Origin of the sequence: Pedobacter sp. AK013, from assembly GCF_014205835.1 — a bacterium.
In the GTDB taxonomy this organism is placed as follows: domain Bacteria; phylum Bacteroidota; class Bacteroidia; order Sphingobacteriales; family Sphingobacteriaceae; genus Pedobacter.
In genome coordinates this window covers 16,785-43,757 of record NZ_JACHCQ010000033.1, presented here as the reverse complement: position 1 = coordinate 43,757, position 26,973 = coordinate 16,785, and the positions used below count along the sequence as shown (strand labels likewise).

Below are 26,973 nucleotides of genomic sequence, written 5' to 3'. Positions count from 1 at the left end.
ATATTAAAGGATTAATAACTGCTAATATTTTAAGTATAACAATCTGCTAATTACGGAAGTCTATTGGTAAATCAACGAAATAACGAGAAAAAAATCAAGCCAAAAAAAACACACAAAAAATTGATTACCAATAAATTAAACAAAAGACATACAAATTGATTTTCAATGTAAAACGCTATATCAGTCGTTTAAGTAAATAAGAATTAAAACAATATTATTCAATTAAAATTAAGCTATGGCAACTATTAAAGTAAAAGACGGAACCGAAATTTATTACAAAGACTGGGGTACCGGACAACCAATCGTTTTTCACCACGGATGGCCTTTATCAAGCGACGATTGGGACACGCAAATGATGTTTTTTGTAAATCAGGGATACCGGGTAATTGCCCATGACCGTCGTGGACACGGCAGATCAGGGCAAGCATCGCAAGGGCATGATATGGATACTTATGCAGCCGACGTTGCAGAATTAACTGAAGCACTTGATTTAAAAAATGCCATACACATTGGGCATTCTACAGGTGGCGGCGAAGTAATCCGTTATGTTGCAAAACACCAGGAACGTGTTGCAAAAGCAGTTTTAATCAGTGCGGTTACACCAATCATGGTAAAAAACGACAACAACCCTGATGGCGTTCCAATATCCGTTTTTGATGAGATACGTGAAAACACAGGATTTACAAGAACACAATATTTTTACGATTTTCCAATTCCTTTCTATGGATGGAACCGGGAAGGTAAAACAGTACAGGAAGGCGTAAAACACAATTGGTGGCGCCAGGGCATGATGGGTTCGGTAAAAGCACATTACGAAGGTATAAAAGCCTTTTCTGAAACAGATTTAAGTGAAGACCTTAAAAGTGTAACTGTTCCGGTTTTAGTTCTACATGGCGAAGATGATCAAATTGTTCCATTTCACCAGGCACCAAAAGCAGCAGCACTTTTAAAAAACGGTAAATTGATTTCTTATCCAGGTTTTCCCCACGGAATGCCAACTACAGAAGCAGAAACGATTAATAAAGACCTTTTAGCTTTTATCAAAGCCTAAGTTTATATTCAAAACAGGCATCAGCTGGAATTAAATCAACAAATCCAGCTGATGCCATTAATCGGCTTTTATTAGAAAAAAAATCCTTACCAATTGATCTTGCCATTAAATCTAAAGGCTCAAACAAATTCGATCCTGATAAAGGATATAGTTTAACTGGTCGACGCCCTCCTTTTAGGAAAATTTTCAAATCGATAATACATTAATACGAACCAGACAGATTACCACATATGTGATTCTAATCACATGTATTTTGTGATTTGTTTCCTTCAATATTCGTCATTTTAGCTACAAATTTGCGGTATAACTCATTTAAAATACTGCAAATATGAAAGTAATTAAAGTAGGCATAATGGCCTTTATAAGCTGTGCAATTTTATTCTCTGCCAGCATTTCTCCAGCACAAAACAAAAAGGTAATTCGTCCAAAGAAGAAAATTCTTTTTGTGGTAACCTGCCACAATAAAAAAGGAAGCACCGGCGAGCCTACAGGCTACTATTTGGGTGAAGTTTCTCATCCATGGGAAGTATTAAAGAATGCGGGTTACGAAATCGATTTTGTAAGCCCAAAGGGAGGTAAAGCACCGGTTGATGGTTTTGATCTGAATGACAAGGTCAATGCTGAGTTTTGGAACGATAAGGTTTATCATAATAAAATAGAGCACACCAAGAAGCCATCACAAATCAACCCTGCAGACTATCAGGCTATACACTTTGCCGGTGGACACGGTGCCATGTGGGACTTTGCGGATAACCGTGCGATTGCAGCAATTGCCAGCAAAATCTATGAAAACGGAGGTATTATCAGTGCCGTTTGTCATGGCCCTGCCGGATTGGTAAATATCAAACTAAGTAATGGTAAATATTTAGTAGAGGGCAAAAAAGTGAATGGTTTTACTAATGAGGAAGAAGTAGCGGTTAAACTAGACAAAGTTGTTCCATTTCTACTGGAAGATAAACTGAAAGAGCGTGGAGCTATTTTTGAAAAGTCGGGATTATGGCAAGTCCATGTAGTTACTGACACCCGTCTTGTTACAGGTCAAAATCCACAATCGGCAAAAGCTGTAGGTGAAGCTGTTTTAACCGAGCTCAAAAAGCTTTAACAAAACAAAAAGGCAGCGGATACGAACCTGTTCCTCTGCCTTTTAAATCAGTTTTTATTGATTTATTTTCTTTCCTTTTGGTATTTCTTCTCCTTATAATATCGGGCAGAAATCCAACTGTTAATCATCGGCCCAACAAAAGATCTTAGTTTAAGGCTCTTGTTTCAATGAGGAGAAAATGGCCCACACGTTCTTTGATCAGCCATTTATCATTTTCCCGTACGTACTTATCCTCATATTTTACGCTATAATCGGTGATGATGTCTTTTCCATCTTTTTCCCTAAGCATTTTAAGTTGAGAATAGGACACACCTGTTGCCGTATTACCGCTAACCTGTACCGTATGTTGTCCGTTTAGCGTAAAATAAGTTTTTACTTCTGCGGCATGTCCACTAAATTCTTTTTCAATTTCGTCCCGGCCTACAGTATTAGCTACCTCAGCACCGTTCATGCAGACTTTATAAGTAATATCGGGCGTAAAAAGCGTCATTTGTTCATTAATTTTTTTATTGTCACCTAAATACGCATAGGCGTCTATCAAGTCACGTAATTCCTGTTTGTTTTTTAGATTCTCTAATAACATAGTCTTAATTAATTTTAATGTTCAATTTCTTTTTTAGGATGCTTGTGCATCTATTTTATGATGTCACAAAACTACCGTACATTAGCTTACAATTTATTAGTGGTTACTAAAAGGTTAGCAGATAATTTTGCAGAAGTAGTTATGAATGAGACAAATGAAGGGGTACCGGGCACGAAAGAATTTTCCCAGGATTGCCATAAGCTGCTATCCTCTGTGAGCGATGCACTATATGTGATTGGAGGAAAATGGAAGTTGATGATAATAATTTCCATGGCGAGGGGCAACAATAGATTTACAGAAATTCAACGCATGGTGACGGGGATTTCTGCGCGGGTTTTATCGAGCGAGCTGAAAGAGCTGGAGATGAATGGCTTTATTGTAAAAAAGGTTACCAATGGCTATCCGGTTACTATTGAATACCAGCTATTGCCCTATAGTGAAACCTTACAAGATGTGGTTGGAGCGTTATCAAACTGGGGAATACAGCACCGGGAGAAGATTAAAAAAGAAAGGTAAGTTGGGTTGTAATATTCTATAAAATAAAAGCCATTTGAGAATCATTAATTTCTCAGAATAAAATATTTTCCTAATTAAAAAATGGTTAGGGATGACTTAAGCGGCTTAACGTTTCTCTTGATACCCCCAGATAGGATGCCAATAAAGTTTTAGGTAGGCGCTGAAGCAACTTGGGGCTCAATTGATACAGGCGATTATACCGGTCCTGCGGATTTTTATTTAGTAAAAACAGGATGCGCTGCTGCAAGGCAACATAACCTGCGCTGGATTTCTTACGAAAGAAGTTGGCTATGCTATGCAGTTCATCACATAGTTTTTCTTTGTTCTCACGTGATAAAACCAGCAACTCACAATCTTCGATACAATCTATGGCAATAGTAGCCCTTGTCTGGTTATTAAGGGCCTGGTAATCTGATATCCACCAGTCCTCCATAGCAAACTGCAGGATATGCATGCGTCCATCCCCATCAGTATGATAGGCTTTAAGTAAACCCTTTACCACCCAATAATCATTAAAAACTTCATGATCTTCCTGGATCAGAAACTGGTGTTTGGTAAGTTTTTTTGTTGTAAACATACCAGCTACATAATCAAACTCTGCATTGGTCAGTGGAGTGATCTTTTCTATATGTTGTCTTAAAGCGATACTCATCAATGGAGTTTAATGGTTCAGATAGAGCACAAATCTATCCAAATTTCAAAGACAGTCCAAAGAAATAAAATAAACCAGTCTCTGCGTTTTCCCATAAATTCGCAAACATGATTGCAATCGATATGTGTCCAAACGCATTGTGAGAATCTAATTCACATCTAAAAATATCGTTTTACTTTCTCCAAAAACAATCCCATTAGGTTTTTTGGGCGTAAAATTCCACAAACATTCCCGAACAGTTAACCGTTTATTTTTTGGATCTAAACTGATTAGCTGAAAAGACAGGAGTTTTTCATCTTTGGAAGAATATTTACCCTTCATGGGCGAATCGACCCGGAACACATTTAAATTAGCCTTTTTATTTGGCCCTTGGTAAATATAAAATTCATTCCAATTGCTGTTGCCATGAAAATAAGCTTTTATGTTAGGATATTTTACCAAAAAATCTTCCCAGCCTGCTTGCTCCCTATCGGTAGTTAAATGCTCCTCTGCAGCATTTTTCAAATCTTTATAATTTTCTTCTAAAAGATTTTCAAATTCTTCTCCTGCCCCTTTAAAATGTTTTGCCTCGCCAGTTGGTTGATCGTGGGTAAAAATAATAACAGGCGTTTTGGCGGGCAAAGGATCTAAATCTTGTTTGAGCCAAATCCTTTCGGCAGAATCAGGCCATAAATTGATAAACACAAAATGAATTCCGCCTATATTTTTAACATAGTTAACTTTATCGCTGTTATGGTTAAAGCTTTCGTTCGTTAAAGGCAAAGCGGGCTTCATCATTAAATTATAGATACCCACAAAGGCCGTTGGATCTGTTTTTTGATTAGGTATTTTGTTATGGCCAATAGCGTTGGATATATCGTGATTACCAGGCACAACGAATAACCCGGTTTTTGCACCCTGGCTGTTTTTTAACCTTAAACCCTTGATATAATCATCTTCAAATTCTCGCCAGGACACACTGGCTTTTTGAATACGACCTTCCATCCTGTTGGCAATATCTCCACCCTGTATTAAATAATCTATACCCTTTACCAAACTGCCTTCGCCTACACCGCCATCTGTCGGTAATGTTAAACCTATTATTTTATTAATCTCATTGATGAGCGCTTCGTTAACCATATGACCGGAAACATTTTTATGGCCCCTGAAATTTCCCCTGTTTATGCCATAATGTGCATCAGAGGTATAGATGATGTTTACAATTTCCGGATCTTTATTAATTTGAGAAAATGCCTCAGCCTGACCAATTAAGAGGCTAACTACAAAAACCAGTAATGTTATTCTATGCTGTTTGCAAAGAAAAATTTTCATTTTTTAGGGTTTGAAACGGTTTAAAATAATTGTTTACCAATTTAAGCATACCTGTAATATTTACTTGCCATTAAAAATTACTTATATGTAAAACAAAATTCTGTTTTAATGATGATTACCTGAACCATCGATTTGATAAGCACCAATATCTTTTCCTGGGGGAGTAATTTCTGTTGCGCCAAATTTAGGGTCAACAGGCACGTCTGCCCTGGCCTTAAAACCCGTAAAGCCCTTACCTACACATGGGGAGGTTAATTTTAAAGCAAAATTATAATTACCCACTACATTTATATCGGCCACATTTATACCAGCGGGCAAGGGAACGGGGCCATTAATAAACTGTGGATTATTGGCACCTAAAATACTGGAATTAGCCACATAGGTATCTCCGGCTTTCCATCCGGCAGGTAAGAAACTGGCTGGGGCAGGTATGTCAGTTGGTTGCGCTTCTGTAATTGCGGTACTGATTGCCAATGAAGGATAAATTTGATTGGCAACCGAAGCCAAATCGGCATAAGTAAAATTATAACCATATTTTAAATTGGCCAGATCGGCAATGGGATTTTGCACCACACGCAAACCAAACTTACAGTTAACGATTAAATTGTTATATGCCATACCGCCTGCATCCTGTTCGAAATTTATAGAGCCACCCCTACCGGCAGCCTGCCTTCTGTAGCCGCAATTTACTATTGTATTGTTGTACATTCTAACATTAGAACTTGGTACCCCTACGGCAGCTCCGGAGTTAGAAAGCTTAGGCCCGTTGGTTGCTATACCAATGCACAGGTTATAAGCAAAATCGCCAATAGTACCTGCCTTGGCATTTAAAGCTTCGCCACCGGTTGCACCACATTTTTCGAATGTATTTCTCATAATAGCAATTTTACCCCCCAAAGTGCGGATTGGATCATCAACGCTGCCATAAATCCATGAATCTTCGAATACAAATACGCCGGCAGGATTTTGAAACAAAACCGGATATGGGCTTTTCGAAATGGTAGCAACGGCTCCCGTTGGTGTAGCTCCTCCAAATTCGATATGCGTCCACTTAATAATCATTTTTTGACATGTTGGACCAGCCATTATACCCGTCCACTTGCCTGTATAAGCCGGATCTTTACTTGGATCGGAGCCAATGGCATCGGTTTTAGTAACACCCGGCACCGTAAAGTAATTTGGTTTTTCTTTAGTACCCAGGCAAATTAAGGTACCTTGAACACCAATACCATAATTTCCGTTAAAATTAACGGTAACCCCTTCCTGAATGGTTAAAGTATCGTTTTTACCAACAATTAAATTACCGCAAACATTATAGGTTTTACCAGCCAGCATAGTGCCTTTTACAGCAAGATCTGTTTTTCCCGGTTCGGGACTTAAACAGCCTACATCGCTAATTGGCGAGGCTACTATCACTTCGGCTTCTGACAGGTTTTTATGGTCGGCACTTTTTTTGCAGGCATAAAAAATAGCGCCAAGCAATACAAAAGCGAGCATTAAATGTATTTTCGTTTTCATAAATTTATAATTTGTAACGTAAGCCTAATAAGAAACTTGGTTTAAAAAAGTCTTTTTGAACAATGATTTTATTGTCGGGATCGCTTTGCAGGTTTAAAGGCCTTGAGCCTGGCGCTTGTAAATAACTATTATAAGATTGGTGGATTTCTAAAATAAAAGGGGCATTGGTTAAATTATTGGCCTTACCATAAACAGAAAAGGCTTTGCTGAGTTTTTTCTCAATCGAAAAATCCAACTGCTGCGTTGGGGCCTGCCAGTAATCGAGGCCATAATAAGGGCTAACCAAAGAGATCCGCCTACCGGTATAAACAAAGGCGGCCTGCACATCGAGTCCGATTTCAGGATTTTTATATAATAACGATAAATTACCAACATGCGCTGATTGCCCTTGCAATGGCCTTGTTTCTGATAAGATTTCGCTTACAATCTGTCCGGCATCATTTCTATAAATCTGCAATTTATCAGATGTTATTTTAGATTTAGTGAAAGTATAGTTGGCCATTACACCGAAAGGACCAAAATATTTTGTAAATACGGCTTCCAGACCATAATTGGTTGCTGCACCAAAATTTTGCGGCAAAAGCATCAGTTCAGTGATACCTATTTTAGTGGCCACCATAGTATTTCTTCCTGTTGCGGCAAATTCAATTGGATCTTGAATTTGTTTATAAAATGCACCTAGCAATACCTGATTGGCATTTTTTGGAGAAAACAGTTCATATTTTAAATCAAAATTATCAGCAGTTGAATGGTTTAAACCGGCCGGATTACCTGATTCTTTAAATACTTCTCCTTGCTGCCCGTCGGGAATCAGCTCTGCAAATGCCGGTCTGGCTAAAGCTCTGTAATAGGATAGCCTAAAATTCTGATCTTCGTTTAAACTATACTTAAAAATTGCACTTGGCAGAAAATCGGTATACCAAATTTTACCGCTTTTAAAAGGTAAAGAAGTAGGCAACTGTGTATCATAGTTTTGATTGGTATGTTCTATCCTTAAACCTCCCAAGGCTTCTAAGCGCGGACTAAGCTGCCATTTACCTTGGATATAACCTGCAATAATATTTTCTTTAATGTTATAATTATTTCCGCTTTCGGCAGAAAACAGTGCATCATCAGGTGTTTTAAAATTGAAAACAGCATTGTCAATCCCGGTGTATACCTCGCCAACCAATGGCGATAAACTATAGGAATTATAATAATTTCCACGGGCTTTATTCCTTTCTACGCCACCAATTTTCAATTCAAATTTCCGGTTTAAAAGCTCAAAATTATTGGTAAAGTTTACATAGGCAGAATAATCGCGGTCATCGTTATGTGCCCAGGTTCTTTTCATCGGCTGTAATTTATAATCACTCTTTGTGGCTGAGGAAGAAATGGGATATTCGTAAGTAAACTCTGTCTGATCAGGAATATGGTTATTGGCATCGGCATAAGCCAAAGACCAATCTAACCTGCTGCTTTTAGCCAATTGATGGTTACCCTGAAGGGTAGAATTATAGATAGACTGGTATTGCCACCTGCTTCTGCTAATAGCATCTACTAACGAATTTAATGCAATAGTATCGCTGATTAAGCGTGTTTGATAATCATCTAACCGAACAAATACGTTAACCAAAGAAAGTTTATTTCTATCGTTTATTTTATAATCTAACTTACCGGTTACACCCAAACGTTTAATTTGCTGAGAGTAGGAACGATCTTGCAATTCGATAAATTGGGGTACATTGTTAACGGCAGGTTGCGCATTGGGCAGAAAAAATGTCGAATTATTACCTGTAAAGCTATTTTGATAGCTACCCGAAACAATAACACCAAACTTGTTATCTTTTCCAAAACGGGTACCGATGGCCAAGCCTATATTCGTATTGATCGGGTTATCTCTTTTCCTGTCGAACTTTAAATTATTTAAGGGAAAATCGGTAGGGGTGGCTCTGTAATTTACGCCATTTATTTCGCTAGGTGCTTGTTTTGCAATGGTAGTGGCATCGAAACCCACGAATGGACGATTGTGAAAAACGGTATTATAACCCTGGTTAAAATTCACATTAAACAGTGTTTTATTGGGTGCATCTTTCATCACCAGATTAATGGTTCCGCCAATGGCATCGCCTTCCATAGCAGGAATTAAGGTTTTACTTACTTCAACCCTTTCTAATAATTCTGCAGGGAATAAATCCAGTGGGATAAACCGGTTCTTATTATCCGGGCTCGGAATTTTGACCCCGTTAACCAGGGTATTGATGTAACGTTTTTCCATCCCCCTAATAATCGGATACCGGCCCTCACCAGATGAACTTCGTTCTATGGTTACGCCAGAAACCCTTTGCATTACATTGGCTACCGTGATATCGGGCGAAAGTTCTATGTTTTTGGCCGAAATAATATTGACCAGCTGATTGGCATTTTTTTCGAGTGTCCGAGATCTTTTATCACCAGAATTTTCTTCGCCTGAAATATTAATTGTATTCAGGTCCTCAACATCCGATTCAAGCTCAATACTTACATTAAGGTTTTGATTCTTTTTAAGACTAAGATTTAGTTTTTTGGTTTTGTAAGAAACATAACGCACTTCCAGAACATAATCGCCCGGTTTTAAATTCTTTAAAAGAAAGTTACCATCTAATTGCACAAAAACAGCCTTACCATTGTCTTTTAAAAAAACCGAGGCACCAATTACAGCTTCTTTGGTAGCGATATCTGTAACCTTACCCCTTATGGTTTGGGCATAGCCATTTGTACTAAACAGCATCAATAAAAATAACAGCGATAAACTGCAGAGATGATAAAGGTATTTCATAAGCCTTTTTTTATTTTTTTACAAAGAGAGCTTATGAAATCTGTAGTAATTCTGATTTTCAGAACAACAACAAGAAGATTAACTTATTGATAATAAGAAATTAACATACAGACAGCTACGGGCAGACGATTAAAAGGAATACAGCAGTTATGGTGATGCGCAATACCAGGCGGCATTGCGCATGTCTACAAGCGTATTGCCAAAGGATGAAGTATATCCTACTGAAGAACACCCGTCAAACCCAGGTGGCAGGAGAATCAAAAAAACGGATCAAGAATAGCACAATAATCCACTATTTTGTTCCATCTTTTCTTGCCTTTTGCAGGCATTCCACCGCATTTGCTACATATACCAATGGCGCATTCCAATTAATGGCAATCTCGTTACTTGCATAAGAGCTAACATCATCGAGGTACGATAATTCAGGCTCGGCATTATATTGTAATCCATCTTGTTTCCCCCGGTTAGGCCCTCCAACCAGCAGACCAGGAATAGGTTCAGCAACACCGTCTGCGAACGACGGGCGATGATGTGGATGCATAGGTGATTTGTAACCTATACCCGTTACAAAAGAATAACCGGTTGCATTTTTACCCAAAACGTAATCCAGGTTACTAAGCGCGGCATCGAGATAAGCATCCTTTTTGGAAAATAAATAAGCATTAATGAGCAATATGCTTTGATTCATAGCCGAAGAATTACTCCCCCACGCAAAATCGTTAAGCGAAGCGCCGATTACGGTATGATAGGCACCTGTTTCAAAAGCAGTTAAGTAGCGATCGGCATGGTTGAGTATTTTCTTCTTCAAAATACTGGTTACACTTTTGTATTGTTCAGGAAGCTGCCCTTCGCATCTAATCAAGGTATAATAGCCCAACATGGCTACATTGTTCCAGCTAGGTAAGCTTACCGGAGCATTTAAACGCGCAAAAAAAGCATCATAATATTCTTGTTGCCCGGTTGAAGCCAATAGCTCGGCCGAGGCCCAGGTCCATTCATCTTCGAAGTTCCTATCACCATAACCTCCGGTGGTTACTTTTAGGTCTGACATTTTGTTGAGCGCATCCTGATCGTAAGCGACATTGGGGTTATTTACCGACCAGCTCCAGGCCTTTTTGGAGACCAACAGGCAGCTATCTGCCAACCCAGGATATTGTTCTGGAAAGTGTTTAAAAATACGATAAGCTTGTGCAGCAACAGCGGCTAAATTAAGTGTTGCTGCCGTACCTTTTGCCACCACATAACGTTTTGATGTTGCTTTATCGGGCATGATCATGCCGTCGAAATTCAGGTTGGTACATTTATTATAAACTCCCCCGTCAGTAGGGTCCTGCATTTTAAGCATCCATCGCAAATTGTAAATGGCCTCTGTTAACACATCGGGAACCTTATTTTTCGCTTGGGGGATATGTGCCTCCAGACCTAGAAAATAGTCGGAAAAATCTTCATAAGCTGAAAGTAAGGTCGAAGTAGAAATACCACTATTTACCACATACTTATTGTAATCTCCGGCATCGTACCATCCACCAGAAACATTGATCTTACTATCAGCCTTCCGGTTTTTAGAGGCAGCCGACGGGTGAATATAAACTGAAGTATCCGGATGCCCGGCAGCACGATACCATTTCCCCGCGTAGTTCACATCCAGTGCAGAGGAGGCGCGCTGGTAATAAAATGCTTTTAATGCGGCCACTGCAAGATCGTGGTGCACACCATCAGCAATTTTAAAAACAGGAGACTCAGAAACCCCGGCAATACGGATGATATATTGGCCAGGGCGGTCGAAGGCAGTAAAATCTGCAATTCTTGTTTCAATTTTCGAATAGCCGGTAGTTTTTATTTCAGATAATACACCTGTATACACAGATTTTCGATCTGGCAAGGATAACAACTCGAAACTATTACCTGAAACTGCCCGGAGCACGACTGCACTTTTTTCCAGCTTTGGATAATAACCAGATTGGTCTACAACAATTTCAGGAGCCGCCATTTGCTGTGCATTAACCGCAGTGGCAACCGACAATAACCCTATTAAAGACAACCTAACTATGCCATTTATCATACTACAAATATTTTTCGAATTCAGATTGAGTAATTACTTTCAGACTTACATCATCTACGAACATAGTGCCGGTGACATACCCCAGTGCAAATAACAATTTTATTTTCGTAATACCTGGCGGAATAATATATGCCTTTTCATAAAGCTTCCAATCGGCATTTCCTGTAACCGAAGCAATGTTGATTCCCTCTCCCATTTTAGTTTCCTGTTTGTTAAGGGTCTCAAAAAGAAATAATGCACCGTTCCACGAGTTTTTCCCGGAGCTCACTGCATCCGCTTTAATCTTTGCGCTCATGAGTATATACTGGGTATTTTTAGGTAAAGATACAATCTGGTGCATACCAGTCCATTTAGAAGAATCAGAAGAAAACATAGCACCGCTCATTTTCCCAGAGTTATACATGTAAGGCGTTGCCTTGGCCGAATAATCGACCCATCCGTCTAACTCATTTTCGAAGCCGCCATTAACCACCAGGTTCTTTTGTGCCAAAGCATGGGTACTGGCAGCCAGCATTATGACGCCGACAATCATATATTTTATTACTTTCATTAATTGATTGTTTTAAAATTATAAATATGGAAGAGGTTGGAACATATTTGCGGTATGGGTTTTCCTTAATAAAATCGTCATTGCGAGAAGGCTTTTCAGCCGACGAAGCAATCTTTATAGCAACGGTTACTGGCAAAAAAGATTGCTTCGTACCTCGCAATGACGATATTTATTAAGTATTATATCTAAGTTAAGGTTTTCTTGACTTTGAAAATTTAGAGCAACTTATTTATGATACAACCCCATTAAACTAAAATATTTCCTTCAATTAATACACCCCAATATCATCCAAATAAATTGTTTCCGGTGCGTTGCCACTCAGCTCCTGAAACCCAATCCAGTTTAGACTTGTAGGTTTACCCGGCTGACTGGCATTCTGGAAACGATCTAATGGAACTACATAATTTGTCCACTTGCCGGCATGCAGTACCACACTCACGTTACGGTTGTCAAAATCACCTAATGCAACCTTTACAACTTTACCTTCAGTACCCGCTGTGCCATAAATAGAAAACTTAACGTAGGTTTTGTCGGTTAAATCAACAGGGGTATTACTGCCTACGGCATATCCAGCATAGTTTCCGGTATAGGTAAGTTTGATTGCATGAGTACCGCGTTTTACCATCTCGGTGCTATTCACGTCGGCGTTAGCACCGCCGAAGTTGAAATCGTAACCAGCTGTTATTTGATCATCATAAAATAAATGCCTGAATCCAAATGGCAGCAATATCGGAACCACAACACCATCATAAGATACATATGGACCAGTACCCGTACCGCCCGGAGTAGTAACACTTACTGCGCCCAGCGCACCTGTTGGAACAGCTACCTTCAGTTCGGTGCTGGTTGAAGAGATGACTTGCGCTGCTGTGGTACCAAACTTAACGCTTGATACCTGATCAAAACGTAAGCCGGTAATGGTAATTACATCACCAGGGTTACCAGCAAACTGACTCAGATCACTAATTACCGGTGCAGGTTGTTTAATACTAAAATTAAAGCTGGTGCTACCGTATGCATTGGTCAGCGTTAATTTTCCTGTTTGATTGATCCATGTAGCAGTGGTTGGGATCATTACCACAATGCTATTATCACTAAAAAGCGCAGTATTAAGGTAGGCTGATGCCCCGTTGAATTCTACTCTGTTGGTCGATTTCAGATTTACTCCTTCTATCACATAAGTAACACCAACATCGCCCGAAGTAACCGTTGAATCGAGCGGAGTAAGTTGAGTATCTCCTGGCCTCACCAAGGTACGTACCCTGGTAATGCTTGGCGCACCCTGCCCTTCTTTGTCTTTTTTGCAGGAGGTAGCAAAGATCAGCATGCAAAACACGCCAATCAGATAAAGGGCTATAGTATTTTTATATAACGTTTTCATATTAGCTTATTTAAAATTGTAAGGCACCGGAGGCAATAGTAATTTAGGATTTAGAATGGTTTCTGTTGTAGGATAAGGTAAACGAAAATTGGCATCGGTTGGGGTATATTTTTGCCCCCAGATTACAACAGGTGTAGTATTGCTGTAAATCCCTCTTTCCTGATTGGAAATAATGGCAATAGCTTTAGGATGCGAGGTCACATTAAAACCATCTAAGCGGCCCAGATCAAACCAATAATCAGCCTCAAAAACAAATTCCATACGGCGTTCCTGATAAATATCCTGGATGGTGATGGAAGTTTTAGGAATAAGCCCTGCCCTTCTTCTGATTTTGTTAAAAGGGATAAGCGCGGCGTCATCAGAAGTACGGTCTGCACCGGCAAGAACTGCCTCTGCTTCTATTAACAATACATCGGCATAACGCATTAAATAAGTATTATTACCTGTCGAAAATGCTGCACCTTTACCGCCATTATCTGCAGGTGTGCCCACAACATATTTTTTAATAAAAGCTGGCATCCCTTGGGCTACCGCTCCGGCAGGTAAAGTGTAACCACCTTTGGCCTGGTTAATTTCGGGATAAACATCGCCCTGCATCATCACCGTTGGCTTTCTCCTTAAATCGCCGGGCTCGAAAGCGGTAAGCAAATCAATCGAAGGCGTAACGCTTCCATAACCGTCACCAGTACCCGTAATTTCGGAGTTGAATGCAAGAAAAGATTGTAGTGCATTACCATGGCCATAGGAAGATCCACCCAGCCATTGAATAGCAGCAATACTCTCTTCGTTATTATTATTAGCCGTTTTAAATAAATCAGCGTAAGTTTTGCCCGCAATATCTATTCCGTACAATTTAAACTCGCCACTGTTGATTACCTGTTCTGCTTTTAACCGGGCGTTAGAATAATCGCGCATATACAAATAAACCTTAGACAATAAGGCAGAGGCTGATCCGCTGGATACTTTACCCTGAGAAACGGATCCCGTTCTGATCATTTTATCACAATTTTGTTCAGCAAACTGGAGATCATTGATAATGAACTTATAAACATCGGTTACGGGATTGGTATTAATCTGATAATTGCCCACATAATCCAGGCTATTTTCGATAATCGGCACGTTTCCCCATGTTCTTACCAAATAAAAATAGGCCATGGCCCGCATAAATCTGGCTTCGCCAATCGCATTATTAACTACCGGGGCCGGCACGCTGGCGGGTACTTTTGTTTTCAGGTTATTAATTAACGCATTAGACTGAGCAATTACACTGTATAATGCATTCCAGGCTGATGCCAGTTGGGTATTATCTCCTGTTACAGAAAAATTTCCAAAATTGATCACATCCGGAGAATAGGTGTGTGCGTTGCCGCTTAGCAATTCTGAAATACACCAGGAAGCTTTGGTATTCCAATCGAACCATGGAGAGTTGTACAGGGCAATGGTACTGGCCCGAACCTGTTCGGTGTTCTGGTAAAAATTATCAGCACTGAGCGAATCCTGTGGAGGAATATTAAAAAAATCTTTTTTACAGCCCGCGCTAACAATGGCTATAAAAATAAAGCTGTATATTAAATATGATTTCATTTTGTTCAATAATTGTAGGTCACTAAAATTGTGCATTTATTCCAAAAGTGATGGTCCTGGCAATCGGGTATCTACCTAGGTCGATATTATTTAAAATGGCACTCTGGTTCATCGCCCCGATTTCCGGATCGTAGCCCTTATATTTTGTAAAGGTGTAAAGGTTTTGTACGCTTGAGTATACTTTCAAATTAGAGAATTTAAATTTCCTGATCAACGAAGCAGGTACCTTGTAGCCCAGACTAACATTCTGTATGCGCAAAAAAGAGCCACTTTCTACATAACGGTCAGACACGAACAGATTGGGATTATCAATACCGATTTTAGGTGCAGGGATATTGGAATCAGGATGCTGCGGTGACCAGAAATTGCTATATGCCGCATATTGATTTTGGTATACAGCTGCCAGGTTACCCATGGTGTTGTTTAATAGGTTCATGATTTTGGCACCGTAAGATCCGTTCAGGAACAAGGTAAAATCGAAAGCTTTATAACTAAAGGTATTGGTAATGCCATAGGTGAATTTAGGATTTGGATTTCCGATCGCCGTACGGTCTTTCTCATTGATTACGCCATCGCCATTTACATCTTCATATTGCACATCGCCCAGCCAGGTACTGTTGCTGTTGTTTGCAATACCCCGGCCAAATTGAACCGGAGCAGACTGAAGCTGCTCTTGTGTTTTAAATATGCCCTTTACTTTATAACCATAAAATTCGCCTACAGATCCGCCTACCACTGTGCGGGTAACCGGGGTTTGCAGGTAAGCGTTTGTGATGGTTCCGAAGAGTTCTGTAAGGCCATTACCAAGCGCTTTAACTTCATTATTGTAATGCGATAGTACCACACTGGTATTCCATTTAAAATCGCCCTTATCAATATTGTGCGAGTTAATGTTCAAATCAAAGCCTACGTTGTCGATCTTTCCTAGATTTACATAAGGAGGGTTAATACCGCCTAAATAATCAGGACCACCTACTAAATAGGCAGGAAGGGTAAGCTGAAATAAGAAATCTTTTGATGTTTTCTTGTAAACATCTATACTCGCATTAATCTTACCGTTTAGAAAGCTCATATCTACCCCACCATTGTATTGGATAGAGGTTTGCCATTTCAATGATTTATTGTCTATCCGTCCGGCCAGAAAACCAGTACCTAAGCCTGTTTGTGAAGATCTTAACAAAGAACTGTATAAATAGTTAGGAACATCCTGGTTGCCCACTTCCCCATAACCTAAACGGATCTTAAGCCCGTTTACGACTTTATTAATCCCCTTCATAAATGGTTCTTCAGACAATTTCCATGAAGCCGCAAATGATGGGAAATAACCTGTTTGAGACCCTTCGGCGAATTTAGAAGTCTTGTCTCTCCTGATGGTAGAAGTAAGGCTATACCTGGAGTTATAGGTATAAATGGCACGTGCATAGATTGATTCCTGGCGTTGTGTGCCGATGTATTCATCATTGGTAGCAGTAACGGCCTGGCCTAAATTTAGCGATTGCACATCATTACTATAAAAGCCCTGACGTGTTCCTTCAATCCCCCGCCAGTTCGATTGTTGAACCTCGTAACCCAAGATGGCACTGAGGTTATGCTTTTGGCCAAATGTCTGGTTATAATTCAGGTATTCTTTCCAGATCAAAAATGTACTTTGCTGAAATCTTTCTTTTAATGAAGCAGTAGGATTAGTAAAACGGCCCCAAGAATAGCTGGGGGTAAACACATTATTATCAGAGAAATTAAAATCGCCCCCAAGTTCTGATCTTAGCGATAATGATTTGATGAACTTAATTTCGTTATAAATATTGGTGTTAATATTACTCCTGTTCAATTTATTTTTGATCTGCTGGGCCTGTGCTACCGGGTTTAATGCAGCAGCGGCAGCAAGCGGATCTGAAACAGGAGGACCTGTATACGAACCATCCAGGTTGGTTACCGCCAAATCTGGAGCCTGCAGTAAAGCATTGTAAATAATCCCGTTATTATCGCTGGTGACTACATTTTCTGCCGATCGGCTCCCGGTTAAAGTAATACCCAGTTTAAACCATTCTTTCACTTGGGCATCAGCATTTACCCGAAGGCTGTAGCGGCGAAAATCTGAACCGATAACGGTACCATCCTGACCAAGATATCCACCAGAAATGTAATAGGTTAGTCCTTCTTTGCCTCCCGAAACAGCTACCTGATGGCTCTGTTGTGGCGCAGTTCTAAATATTTCTTTTTGCCAGTTGGTTCCCTCTCCCAACACAGAAGGATCTGCAAATTCGACTCTTCTTCCGGTGCCATAAATATCGCCCAGTGAGTTTTGGAGCATGGCGTACTGGCGAAGGTTCATTACCTCCATATACTTTGCCACACGCTGGAAACCGTAATAACCATCATAATTTATAGCAGAATTACCGCTCTTTCCTCTTTTGGTGGTGATGATAATTACCCCGTTTGAAGCCCGGTTTCCGTATATTGCTGTTGCAGATGCATCTTTTAGTACATCGATAGACTCAATGTCATTCGGATTGATCAATGATAAAGGGCTTACGGTAGTTTGCGAATTGGCATTGGAAGATGAGGCCTGTAAAGGAGATCTTCCACTGGTACTCTGATTACCCGCATCGCCTGAAATTGGCACCCCATCTATCACATATAAAGGTTCATTACTTCCGCTTAAAGAAGTTACGCCACGTACACGCACAGAAGTATTGCTACCGGGTGCACCAGAGTTTTGCGAAATCGTAAGTCCCGAAGCCCTGCCCTGCAGCATCTGGTCGATACTGGTTTGAGGCACATTGGCAATATCGGCTGCTTTTACAGATGAAATAGATCCATTGAGATCTGTACGTTTTTGCGTGCCGTAACCAATTACCACCACATCAGAAAGCGCCGTGGTTTGTGCCTTAAGTATTACATTCAGTATACTTTTGCTGTCAGGATTAATTTCCTGGGGCTCCATTCCAACAAAAGAAAATACAAGGGTGGTTGATCCCGCAGGCAGCGAAATCTTAAATTTACCATTGATATCTGTTACCGTTGATTGTTTGGTACCCTTTACATTAACAACTACCCCTGGAAGCGTTATTCCTTTTTCATCGCTCACTGTACCAGAAATCTCCATATCCCTAAAGGAGATGGTTGTAAATGGCGAATAGGCAGTCTTTTTAAGGATAATGGTTTTTTTAATGATTTTGAAATCGAGGTTGGTATTTTTCAAAACCGTGCCCATTACCTGCTCAATGGGCATGTCGGTTACATTAAGGTTTATTTTATATTTATCGTCTATATCGGCACGTCTGAAAAGTAAGTGGTAACCACTCTGTTTTTCTATTTGCTTTAAGATGGATATGATGTCAGAATTGTTCTGTTTAAGTGTTAGATTCTGACTGAAGCTGCTAGCGCTAACCTGCATCAGGGAAAGCGTTAAAAAAAGCACTACGAGTCTCATTGTTAATAAGATTTGGTAAGAATCATGGCGCAATACCTGCCTGATCCTAAAAAATAAATTCATATCTTTATGGAGTTTTGGTTAAATTATAATGTTGTCTAAATCGGATTGTAAGTAACCTTTACTGTAACCGGATGTGCTGCGAACACGATCCGGTTTTTTTCTTAAAAAAGCATGGTTACCTCTTTACATTATGCAGTGTTGTAATAGTTTCTCATGTTGAAATATTTATTTGGTTAAATTTATTTTTATCGATTAATCTCTTTAATCGATTATGGTGAGCTGATGTCCGTTCAATTCATATTTTAATCCTGTAAATTGAAGCATGCTTAACAACTCTGAAAGTTCTACGTCTTTAGATATGGTTCCGGTATAGGATATTTTAGAAGGTGTACCTCTAAATACGACCTGAACATCGTACCATCGGGCCAACTGCCTGGCAATTTCTTTAATCTCCATATCTTTGAAGATAAAAAGGTCGTTTCTCCAGGCCATTACAGCTTCCATGTCGCAATTGTTATTCAGCCTTATGCCATACGGATCTACCAGCGCCTGTTGCCCGGGTTTCAATAGCTGAGAAAATTTACCAGATGATAAATGGATACTGCCCTCAATTAACGTTGTTTTCTGCGCTGCCTCATCGCCATAAGCCATTACATTAAAATGCGTACCCAGTACCTTAATTTCCGTTCCACCAGATTGTACCTTAAAAGGTTGATCAGGATTCTTGGCCACTTCGAAATATACCTCACCAGTCATCTGTACAACTCTTTCAGCGCCGGTAAAAGCAGTTGGAAACTGTAAACTCGATTTGGCATTTAACCAGGCTTTAGTTCCATCAGGCAAAACAACGCTGTATTTCCCGCCAAGTGGTGTGGTAATCTTGTTATAGCTTATCTTAGCAGATGCCGATCCGTTATGCATTTCATAACTGAGTTCGCCTTCGGCTGTTTTTACCACACTCGTATTTTGCTGGTTGGCCAGTGCACCTATTTTGGCTTCGGTTAATACAACAGACGATCCGTCATCTAATGTCAGCACGGCCCTATTGCCACCAGGTTTGATGTGAACCGCCTGATGTAATTTTGCAGTTTGATCTTGTTGGCGCTGCTGCGAATGATATCTCCAGATTAGCACCGCACCCAAAACCAGAATGAATGATGCTGCCGCCCATAATACTGTACTTATACGTACTGATTTTTTACGAATTGGAATTATCTTTTGTTGCCCTTTAGTTCCGATATTGAGTAGAATACGTTCGAAAATTTTATCCTCAACGAGCTTGCGCTGGTCAGCAGAGAGGCCTACGAGATCTTCAGGTACTGTATCCATACTGTCGAACCATTGATTTACCTGTTCAATTTCACTAATAGTACAATCACCAGAAAGATATTTTTTAAGTAAGGAAACGGCTATTGATCTGCCCATGTTGATGCGTGGTTATATTTGGTTCGTTAATAGTATAGTCGGATAGCCTGCCCCTTGCCCCCAAAAAAAAATAAAAAAAATTTAAACAGGGCTGTATGATAAGTATAAATTGAGAACCCGAAAGCTCAGCGAAGCTAAATCAGCTCAGCAAATCTCTCCATAATATCGTCCACCCTGAACTTGTTTCAGGGTCTTTCATGCAGGATAGATCTCTCCATTCCACTGCGTTTCAGTCGAGAGACGATGCTTTTTATTGAACGCTGGCCAAAGATAATATGATTAACATAATTGATTTCTTGCGCCATACGGCACTGGGCTTGCCTCGGCTCACCGCCGCCTATAGGCTCCTTCTTTTTGTCGTCAAAAAGAACCAAAAACCGCCGGCTGAAAACTTTTCTTTTAAAGTCAGTGAAATGGCCTTTTCAGTTAAGCCCGAAAAATTTATTAGGCCGGATTTGAGTAGAACGGAAGGTTGTGCTTTGGCCTAGCTGGGCGGAAACCTAAGAGCAGATAAAATACCGATTAATATTATTTGCTAAATAACATCAATGGTAACAATCCTATTGAAGCCCGTGATTTAACGAAGTAACCAGGCAAAACCAGAAGCGATCAAAATTACCTTATAATGTACCCTAAAGTACTTTAACGCATTGGTAATATGGTTTTCTACGGTCTTTTCAGACAGGCCCAGTAATTCGGCAATTTCTTTATTAGATTTGTGCTCTTTCCTGCTAAGCTCGAACACCTTTCTGCATTTGGCTGGTAACTTCGAAATCACGCCGTTAATTCCATTTTCTAATTCTTTTATAAATATGGTTTCTTCGGTGGTATTCGTTGCCTCTTGATAACTAAATGAAAGCAGTTCCACGTAATTATTCCTGGTAGCCTCTTTAGCCATATAATCTATAATAGAATAACGGATAGCGGTATGGAAATAGGCCTTTAAAGACCCTTTAATATTTATTTTTTCCCGATTGATCCAAAATGTGGTGAAGAAATTCTGGATAATCTCTTCCGCAGCTTCTTTAGATCTTAATCTTTTATTGGTAATAAGATACAACTCATACCAATACTTAGTATAAATTTTCTTGAAAGCAACCGCCCCGTCCTCCCTCAACATTACGATCAGTTCCTCATCAGTGTGATTATGCTGGTTGCTCATAGCCAGTAAAATTATAAAAAAAAATGAATCCAAAACGATGAACATAGCACCAAACCTGTCGATATATTAAAATGCTATTATTTATCGGCATCTTGCTTTGATGATTCTAAAAATCTATGTCATTGTCTCACCTCACCAACTTTAAATTTTGAAGTTAAGGGCAAAAAATCACTAACTCTGCAACTGCTATTTTTGAACGATGCAATAGCGCTACCCTTGATCTTTAGGTAATACTTTCCGTTACCCCCCACTGGAAAATTACGCTAAAATTTAAGGCAAAAAAAATATAGGTATAAGCTTTATTTTTTTTCTTTTTATACAATATGCGCCTTCAAAATATCGTAAGCAAAGCGAAGAATTGTTCCGAAAACAACGATCAGAAAAAATACACGTACAAATTTATTTCCTTTAAGCAGAGCCAGTTTTGTACCGAAGAAAGCACCGGTTAGGTTAAACAGCGCCATTGGGATAGCGTATTGAAATAAGATATGCCCCGTAGAACTGAAATAGATAATGGCGGCCAGATTAGTGGCCATATTTACAATTTTGGCATGAGCGCTGGCACCAATAAAATCGAAACCCAGTACAGCAATAAAAACCAAAATCAAAAAAGATCCTGTTCCTGGACCGATTAAACCATCATAAAAACCAATCAATATCCCAAATAAAGCTGCCATTAAAACCTGTTTTTTGATCGAATGGTCTTTCTCCTGGTGGATACCAAATTTTTTGTTAAAATAGGTATAAAGCGCAACTAAAATGAGTACAACAAGAATTACAGGCTTAATGACCGAATTATCTATCCTGCTCACCAAAAATGCGCCTAAAAGTGCAGCCAAAAATGCCGTAAACACACAGGCAGCAAGCACCTTATAATTAAAGCGAACCTGTTTTGAATATTTGAAAGCGGCCAGCGTTGTACCGGCCATCGATGGAATTTTGGTAGTCCCTAAAAGGGTGGCAACGGGATATTGAGGCAGAATGAGCAGAATGGCAGGCGTTTGTAATAAACCACCGCCACCTACAATAGCATCTATAAATCCGGCCGCAAAAGCTACCAAACAAAGTAAAATCAGTTCAGTTGCCATATTGCCCGTAAAACTGCATCATCTATTTCCTATCTTACATTCTTTCCGGAGAGGTAATCCCCAAAATCAACATTCCGGCTTGAATGACATCAGCAGTTTTTTTACTCAGGTTTAAACGGAACTGTTTTACTTCACCTTCTTCTGTTTTTACAATCGGCGGTACTTCATGATAAAACTTGTTGAACAGTTTAGCCAGTTCGTATAAATAGTTGGCCAAACTTGCGGGACTGTAGGCCTTGGCGGCAATCGCAATTTCGGCAGGGTATTTTGCCAATTGCAGAATCATTTCCAATTCTACATCCGATATTCCTGAAAATTGTTCACTGCCAACCGCAAACTGATAATCCGTTTTGCTCAACAATGATTTAATCCTTGCATGCGTATATTGGATAAATGGGCCTGTATTCCCTTGAAAATCGATACTTTCCGCAGGATTAAACAATAAACGTTTTTTAGGTTCTACCTTTAAAAGGAAATATTTTAAGGCACCCAGACCTATATTTTTATACAGCTCTTCTTTATCTGCTTCACTAAAATCGTTGGTTTTACCCAATTCTTCTGTTTTTTCACGGGCGGTGGTTACCATACTTTCAATCAACTCGTCAGCATCTACAACGGTTCCCTCTCGGCTTTTCATCTTACCGTTTGGCAGATCGACCATGCCGTATGATAAATGGTATAAACCTTTTGCCCAGCTTTTGCCCAGTTTTTCTAAAATCAGAAACAAAACCTTAAAATGGTAATCCTGCTCATTTCCTACCACATAAATCGACTCATCCATATCAAAATCGTCGTGTTTCATCTCGGCAGTACCCAAATCCTGTGTAATGTAAACCGAAGTTCCATCAGCACGTAAAACCAGTTTCTGGTCTAAACCATCGGCAGTTAAATCAATCCATACCGAACCATCTTCCTTTTTAAAGAAAACGCCTTTGGCCAAACCTTCATCAACCGTACCTTTTCCTAACAGGTAAGTATTGCTTTCGTAGTAAAATTTATCAAAATCAACCCCAAGGTTTTTATACGTCACATTAAAACCAGCGTAAACCCACTCGTTCATGGTTTTCCAAAGCGAAACTACTTCCTCATCACCTTGCTCCCATTTCAGCAGCATTTGTTGCGCTTCTTTAATCAATGGTGCATTTTTCTTGGCCTCCTCTTCAGTTTGTCCTTCCGTTTTTAACGCATCAATCTCTTTTTTGTATTCTTTATCAAAAATGACGTAATATTTTCCAACCAGGTGATCGCCCTTTAAGCCTGTACTTTCAGGTGTTTCGCCATTACCCCACTTTTGCCAGGCCAACATCGATTTACAGATGTGAATACCACGGTCGTTAACCAGGTTTACCTTCACCACATCGTAACCGTAAGCTTTAAGCAGTTCAGAAACGGAGTAACCCAACAGGTTATTACGCACGTGCCCCAGGTGAAGCGGTTTATTGGTATTTGGCGAAGAATATTCTACCATTACCTTTTTGCCGTTCGGTGCATACACGCCAAAATCAGGCGATAAAATTTCCTCATTAAACTGTTTTAAGAAATAACTTTCGGCAATACTTAAGTTCAAAAAGCCTTTAACCACATTAAATTTGGTAATATCAGTCACGTTAGCAACCAAATACTCACCAATTTCAGTGGCCGTTTGCTCTGGCGATTTCTTCGAAATTTTGGTAATCGGAAAAACAACAATGGTTGCCTGTCCTTCAAATTCTTTACGTGTTTCTTGTATGTTGATTACACTTTCGGCTACTTCTTCTTTATAAAGTTCAAAAATGGCTTTCTGTGTTTCGGCAATAATAAAATTCATGTGCCAAAAATAGCGATTAAAGACTAAAGCTGAAAGACCAAAGCAGAAAGAACAATATATCGCATAAAAGCTTGATCTATAGAATATAGTTCCGGCCCTAAATACTTGCTACTCTATTCTCTGCTAAATTCTCATGTTAGTAAAGGTTTGAAATACTATGCAATAAAAAGTCCGAAGACCGAAGATTTTTTATCTTAAATTTCAATTTTCTAAACATTATTCGGCCTCAAATCTATCATCTCAATGCGTATATCTGAATTTTAAAGGGTTTGGAAAGGTGCTGTAGTGCCAGTCGGTTCCTTTAGTCCTTCTTTCCGCTGTAGTCCCGATTGAAGGAATCGGGAGCTGCCGCTTCAATAAGGTTTATTGTTGTCCGTTCTGTGCAATAAATAAACCTATCTACGTATTAGTCTATCTCAAATCTATCATCTCAATTCTCATATCTGAATTTTTCTAATAGATTTGCAATAACTAACTTTTTATGAGCGAGCAGAACCCAAATTTTAAAGTGAACGTAAACACCGAAATCGGCAGGTTGCGTAAATTATTAATACATAGCCCTGATAGTGGATTAGGCAAAGTGGTGCCCTCTAAGGCACAGGACTGGCTTTTCGAAGATATTGTACATTTAGATACCATCCGTAAAGGCGAATACGATTATTACATTAAACTTTTGATGTACTTTCTTGATCCTGAAAAGATTAAAGGAAAATTGAGCGAAATAGATTCAGAAGCATCCAACCGTAATTTTTACAAGCCCAACCACCCCGATTTTCATAATTCTAAATCGGTAATCGAGATTCAGAACCTGTTAAGCGAAATGCTGGAGAACGAATCTATCCGTAAAAAACTGGTTGCTGCCGTTTGTGCAATTGAAGGCTGTACTTATAAAGTGCAGTTAGAATTAAGCAATACCGATCCGAAACAGCTGGCCGAGATTTTTATCTCCGGTACATTGGCCAATGATACGATGATTTTTGCGCCGATTCCCAATTTAATTTTCACCAGGGATGTAGGCACAACCATTAACAACCACATTTTATTAAACAAACCGGCAAAAAAAGCCCGTGTGCGCGAAACGCTTTTAATGCGTTATATTTTCTTCAACCACCCTTTGTTTGAAGGTTACCGCGATAATATTCTCGAGATTCCAGATGTAACCATGCATTTTTTAAGGCCAGGTGATGAGCCTGCATTCAGCACGACTTTAGAAGGTGGTGATGTGATGATGGTGAGCCCCAACCACGTATTGATTGGCTGTAGCGAACGTACATCGGAACATGGAGCAAACGAAGCCATTAAATTATTGTTCGACCAGGATGTGGTAGAAAAGGTTACGGTGGTAAAAATACCGAGCAAACGCGATTACATGCACCTGGATACTGTTTTTACACAAGTTAAACGTAATACCTGGGTAATTTTGAATTCGATTGCACACTCACCAAAATATAATCCCTACGAGCCGATCAACTTTTTAAAGGAACCCGAAAAATTGGAAGCCACTACAGCTATCCAGTTTACCAAAGCCAATCCACAAGAGCCAAAACATTTCGAACATGTAGAAGCTTTGTTAAATGATATTAGCCAGAACGATTTAAAAAGCACCGAACCGACCAAAATTATCTACAGTGGAAATAACCAGTTCCCATACGATTCGAGGGAGCAATGGACAGATTCCTGTAACCTTTTGGCTATTAAAGAAGGCGTGGTTTTAGGTTATGATAGAAACGATAAAACCGTTGAAGCTTTTAAAACTGCCGGTTTTGATGTGGTGGATGTAAAAGATTTGATCCAGGATTTGGAAAGCGGCAAAGTGAGCGCAGAAACTATAACCGATACTTTGATTTTAATGCCATCGGCAGAATTATCGCGTGCACGTGGCGGTTTCCATTGTATGAGTTTGCCGATATTGAGAGACAGTTTATAAATTCACACATCGTCATGCTGAATTTATTTCAGCATCCCTGATTAAGATCCTGAAATAAATTCAGGATGACGCCTAAATAAATAAAGATGCAATCTACCAGCCATATCCTCATGATCCGCCCTGTTGATTTTAAATTCAACGAGCAAACTGCGGGAAATAACAAATTTCAAATTGCAACTACCGAAACCAATGTACAAACAGCTGCCTTAAAAGAGTTTGACGCCTTTGCGGATCTACTGCGGAAAAACAAGGTTGATGTAACAGTAGTAGACGATACTTTACAGCCGGAAACGCCTGATTCTATTTTTCCGAACAATTGGGTTTCTTTTCATGAAGATGGCTCGGTATACCTTTATCCGATGTTTTCTGAAAACCGAAGGTTAGAGCGCCGCAGGGAAATTTTGGATGAACTGAAAGATAAATTCGAGGTAAGTCACATCAGCGATTTAAGCTTTTACGAACATCAACATGCGTTTTTAGAGGGCACCGGAAGCATGGTATTAGATCGCACCAACAAAATTGCTTACGCCTGCTTAAGCGTGCGTACCGATGAAGAAGTGCTGAACAATTTCTGCCTGCTTACCGGATATGAACCAGTGGCCTTTCAGGCGGTAGATGGATCGAATTTCCCGATTTACCATACCAATGTAATGATGTGCATTGGCGATCGTTTTGCGGTAATCTGCCTGGATTCGATTCGCGATCCGGAAGAAAAAATGAACGTCACCATCAGTTTAAAAGGCAGTGGAAAAGAAATCATCGAAATCAGCCTGGAACAGATGAACAAATTTGCGGGTAACATGTTACAGGTTACCAATGCAGATGATGAAAGTTTATTGGTGATGTCAGAGCAGGCTTATCTTTCCTTAAATACCGAGCAGATTGCTGCATTAGAACAATACAGTAGAATCATTTATACACCACTTTACACCATCGAAAAAAATGGTGGCGGCAGTGCAAGGTGTATGCTCGCTGAGATACATTTGCCGGTTAAGGAATAACAGATTGCATATCTATTTTA

General features: G+C 39.7%; 20 protein-coding genes. 6 read left to right on the top strand and 14 right to left on the bottom strand.

Annotated features, from left to right (window positions below; all coding sequences use genetic code 11):
* The first annotated feature begins 235 nt into the window (after positions 1-235).
* Together HDC90_RS19910 and HDC90_RS19905 are read left to right on the top strand one after the other, a co-directional pair.
* Positions 236-1,051 (top strand): alpha/beta fold hydrolase, encoded by an 816-nt coding sequence (locus HDC90_RS19910; RefSeq protein ID WP_184469510.1) that lies wholly within the window; start codon positions 236-238, stop codon positions 1,049-1,051.
* A gap of 328 nt (positions 1,052-1,379) precedes the next feature.
* A complete protein-coding gene (locus tag HDC90_RS19905) occupies positions 1,380-2,153 on the top strand; it encodes a type 1 glutamine amidotransferase domain-containing protein (RefSeq protein ID WP_255497768.1) in 774 nt (257 codons plus the stop codon).
* Between the two features lie 145 nt (positions 2,154-2,298).
* Here the strand turns inward: HDC90_RS19905 and HDC90_RS19900 are convergent, their stop codons facing one another.
* Positions 2,299-2,736, bottom strand: a complete 438-nt coding sequence (locus HDC90_RS19900) for a nuclear transport factor 2 family protein (protein ID WP_184469508.1) — start codon at positions 2,734-2,736, stop codon at positions 2,299-2,301.
* 57 nt (positions 2,737-2,793) lie between these two features.
* On the opposite strand from HDC90_RS19900, the gene HDC90_RS19895 reads away from it, so the two are divergent.
* Positions 2,794-3,252, top strand: a complete 459-nt coding sequence (locus HDC90_RS19895; RefSeq protein ID WP_255497767.1) for a helix-turn-helix domain-containing protein — start codon at positions 2,794-2,796, stop codon at positions 3,250-3,252.
* An 85-nt stretch (positions 3,253-3,337) separates the two neighbouring features.
* Here HDC90_RS19895 and HDC90_RS19890 read toward each other — a convergent pair whose 3' ends face one another.
* The 10 genes from HDC90_RS19890 to HDC90_RS19845 all read right to left on the bottom strand — a co-directional run bounded on the left by HDC90_RS19890 (position 3,338) and on the right by HDC90_RS19845 (position 19,968).
* Positions 3,338-3,904, bottom strand: a complete 567-nt coding sequence (locus HDC90_RS19890; RefSeq protein ID WP_184469506.1) for a Crp/Fnr family transcriptional regulator — start codon at positions 3,902-3,904, stop codon at positions 3,338-3,340.
* A gap of 147 nt (positions 3,905-4,051) precedes the next feature.
* Positions 4,052-5,215 carry a metallophosphoesterase gene (locus tag HDC90_RS19885; protein WP_184469504.1) on the bottom strand — a complete coding sequence of 388 codons (1,164 nt, stop codon included), beginning with the start codon at positions 5,213-5,215 and terminating at the stop codon, positions 4,052-4,054.
* A 105-nt stretch (positions 5,216-5,320) separates the two neighbouring features.
* Entirely contained in the window at positions 5,321-6,733 is a 1,413-nt protein-coding gene (locus HDC90_RS19880; protein ID WP_184469502.1) for a hypothetical protein, read from the bottom strand.
* Between the two features lie 4 nt (positions 6,734-6,737).
* The gene (locus HDC90_RS19875; RefSeq protein ID WP_184469500.1) at positions 6,738-9,530 is read right to left on the bottom strand and encodes a TonB-dependent receptor; all 2,793 of its coding nucleotides are present in this window, start codon (positions 9,528-9,530) and stop codon (positions 6,738-6,740) included.
* 292 nt (positions 9,531-9,822) lie between these two features.
* A complete protein-coding gene (locus tag HDC90_RS19870) occupies positions 9,823-11,592 on the bottom strand; it encodes a glycoside hydrolase family 9 protein (protein ID WP_184469498.1) in 1,770 nt (589 codons plus the stop codon).
* Position 11,593: 1 nt separating this feature from the next.
* Entirely contained in the window at positions 11,594-12,142 is a 549-nt protein-coding gene (locus HDC90_RS19865; RefSeq protein ID WP_184469496.1) for a carbohydrate binding domain-containing protein, read from the bottom strand.
* A 268-nt stretch (positions 12,143-12,410) separates the two neighbouring features.
* A complete protein-coding gene (locus tag HDC90_RS19860; RefSeq protein WP_184469495.1) occupies positions 12,411-13,523 on the bottom strand; it encodes an IPT/TIG domain-containing protein in 1,113 nt (370 codons plus the stop codon).
* Between the two features lie 6 nt (positions 13,524-13,529).
* On the bottom strand, positions 13,530-15,107 hold the full coding sequence (locus HDC90_RS19855; protein ID WP_184469493.1) for a RagB/SusD family nutrient uptake outer membrane protein: 1,578 nt from the start codon (positions 15,105-15,107) through the stop codon (positions 13,530-13,532).
* A gap of 22 nt (positions 15,108-15,129) precedes the next feature.
* Positions 15,130-18,603 (bottom strand): TonB-dependent receptor, encoded by a 3,474-nt coding sequence (locus tag HDC90_RS19850; RefSeq protein WP_221451899.1) that lies wholly within the window; start codon positions 18,601-18,603, stop codon positions 15,130-15,132.
* Positions 18,604-18,804: 201 nt separating this feature from the next.
* A complete protein-coding gene (locus HDC90_RS19845; RefSeq protein ID WP_184469491.1) occupies positions 18,805-19,968 on the bottom strand; it encodes a FecR family protein in 1,164 nt (387 codons plus the stop codon).
* 275 nt (positions 19,969-20,243) lie between these two features.
* On the opposite strand from HDC90_RS19845, the gene HDC90_RS19840 reads away from it, so the two are divergent.
* Positions 20,244-20,456 carry a hypothetical protein gene (locus HDC90_RS19840; RefSeq protein ID WP_184469489.1) on the top strand — a complete coding sequence of 71 codons (213 nt, stop codon included), beginning with the start codon at positions 20,244-20,246 and terminating at the stop codon, positions 20,454-20,456.
* 89 nt (positions 20,457-20,545) lie between these two features.
* On the opposite strand, the gene HDC90_RS19835 is transcribed toward HDC90_RS19840, so the two are convergent.
* The 3 genes from HDC90_RS19835 to argS form a co-directional block, all read right to left on the bottom strand.
* Complete coding sequence (locus tag HDC90_RS19835) at positions 20,546-21,130, bottom strand: RNA polymerase sigma-70 factor (protein ID WP_184469487.1); 585 nt, start codon at positions 21,128-21,130, stop codon at positions 20,546-20,548.
* Between the two features lie 314 nt (positions 21,131-21,444).
* Positions 21,445-22,218 carry a TSUP family transporter gene (locus HDC90_RS19830; protein WP_184469485.1) on the bottom strand — a complete coding sequence of 258 codons (774 nt, stop codon included), beginning with the start codon at positions 22,216-22,218 and terminating at the stop codon, positions 21,445-21,447.
* Between the two features lie 34 nt (positions 22,219-22,252).
* Positions 22,253-24,025 carry an arginine--tRNA ligase gene (gene argS / locus HDC90_RS19825; RefSeq protein ID WP_184469483.1) on the bottom strand — a complete coding sequence of 591 codons (1,773 nt, stop codon included), beginning with the start codon at positions 24,023-24,025 and terminating at the stop codon, positions 22,253-22,255.
* A gap of 481 nt (positions 24,026-24,506) precedes the next feature.
* Here argS and HDC90_RS19820 point away from each other — a divergent pair, with 481 nt between their 5' ends.
* A complete protein-coding gene (locus tag HDC90_RS19820) occupies positions 24,507-25,952 on the top strand; it encodes an arginine deiminase family protein (protein WP_184469481.1) in 1,446 nt (481 codons plus the stop codon).
* An 86-nt stretch (positions 25,953-26,038) separates the two neighbouring features.
* Positions 26,039-26,953, top strand: coding sequence for a citrulline utilization hydrolase CtlX (ctlX, locus tag HDC90_RS19815; protein ID WP_184469479.1), 915 nt, complete (start codon positions 26,039-26,041; stop codon positions 26,951-26,953).
* Positions 26,954-26,973: the final 20 nt, after the last annotated feature.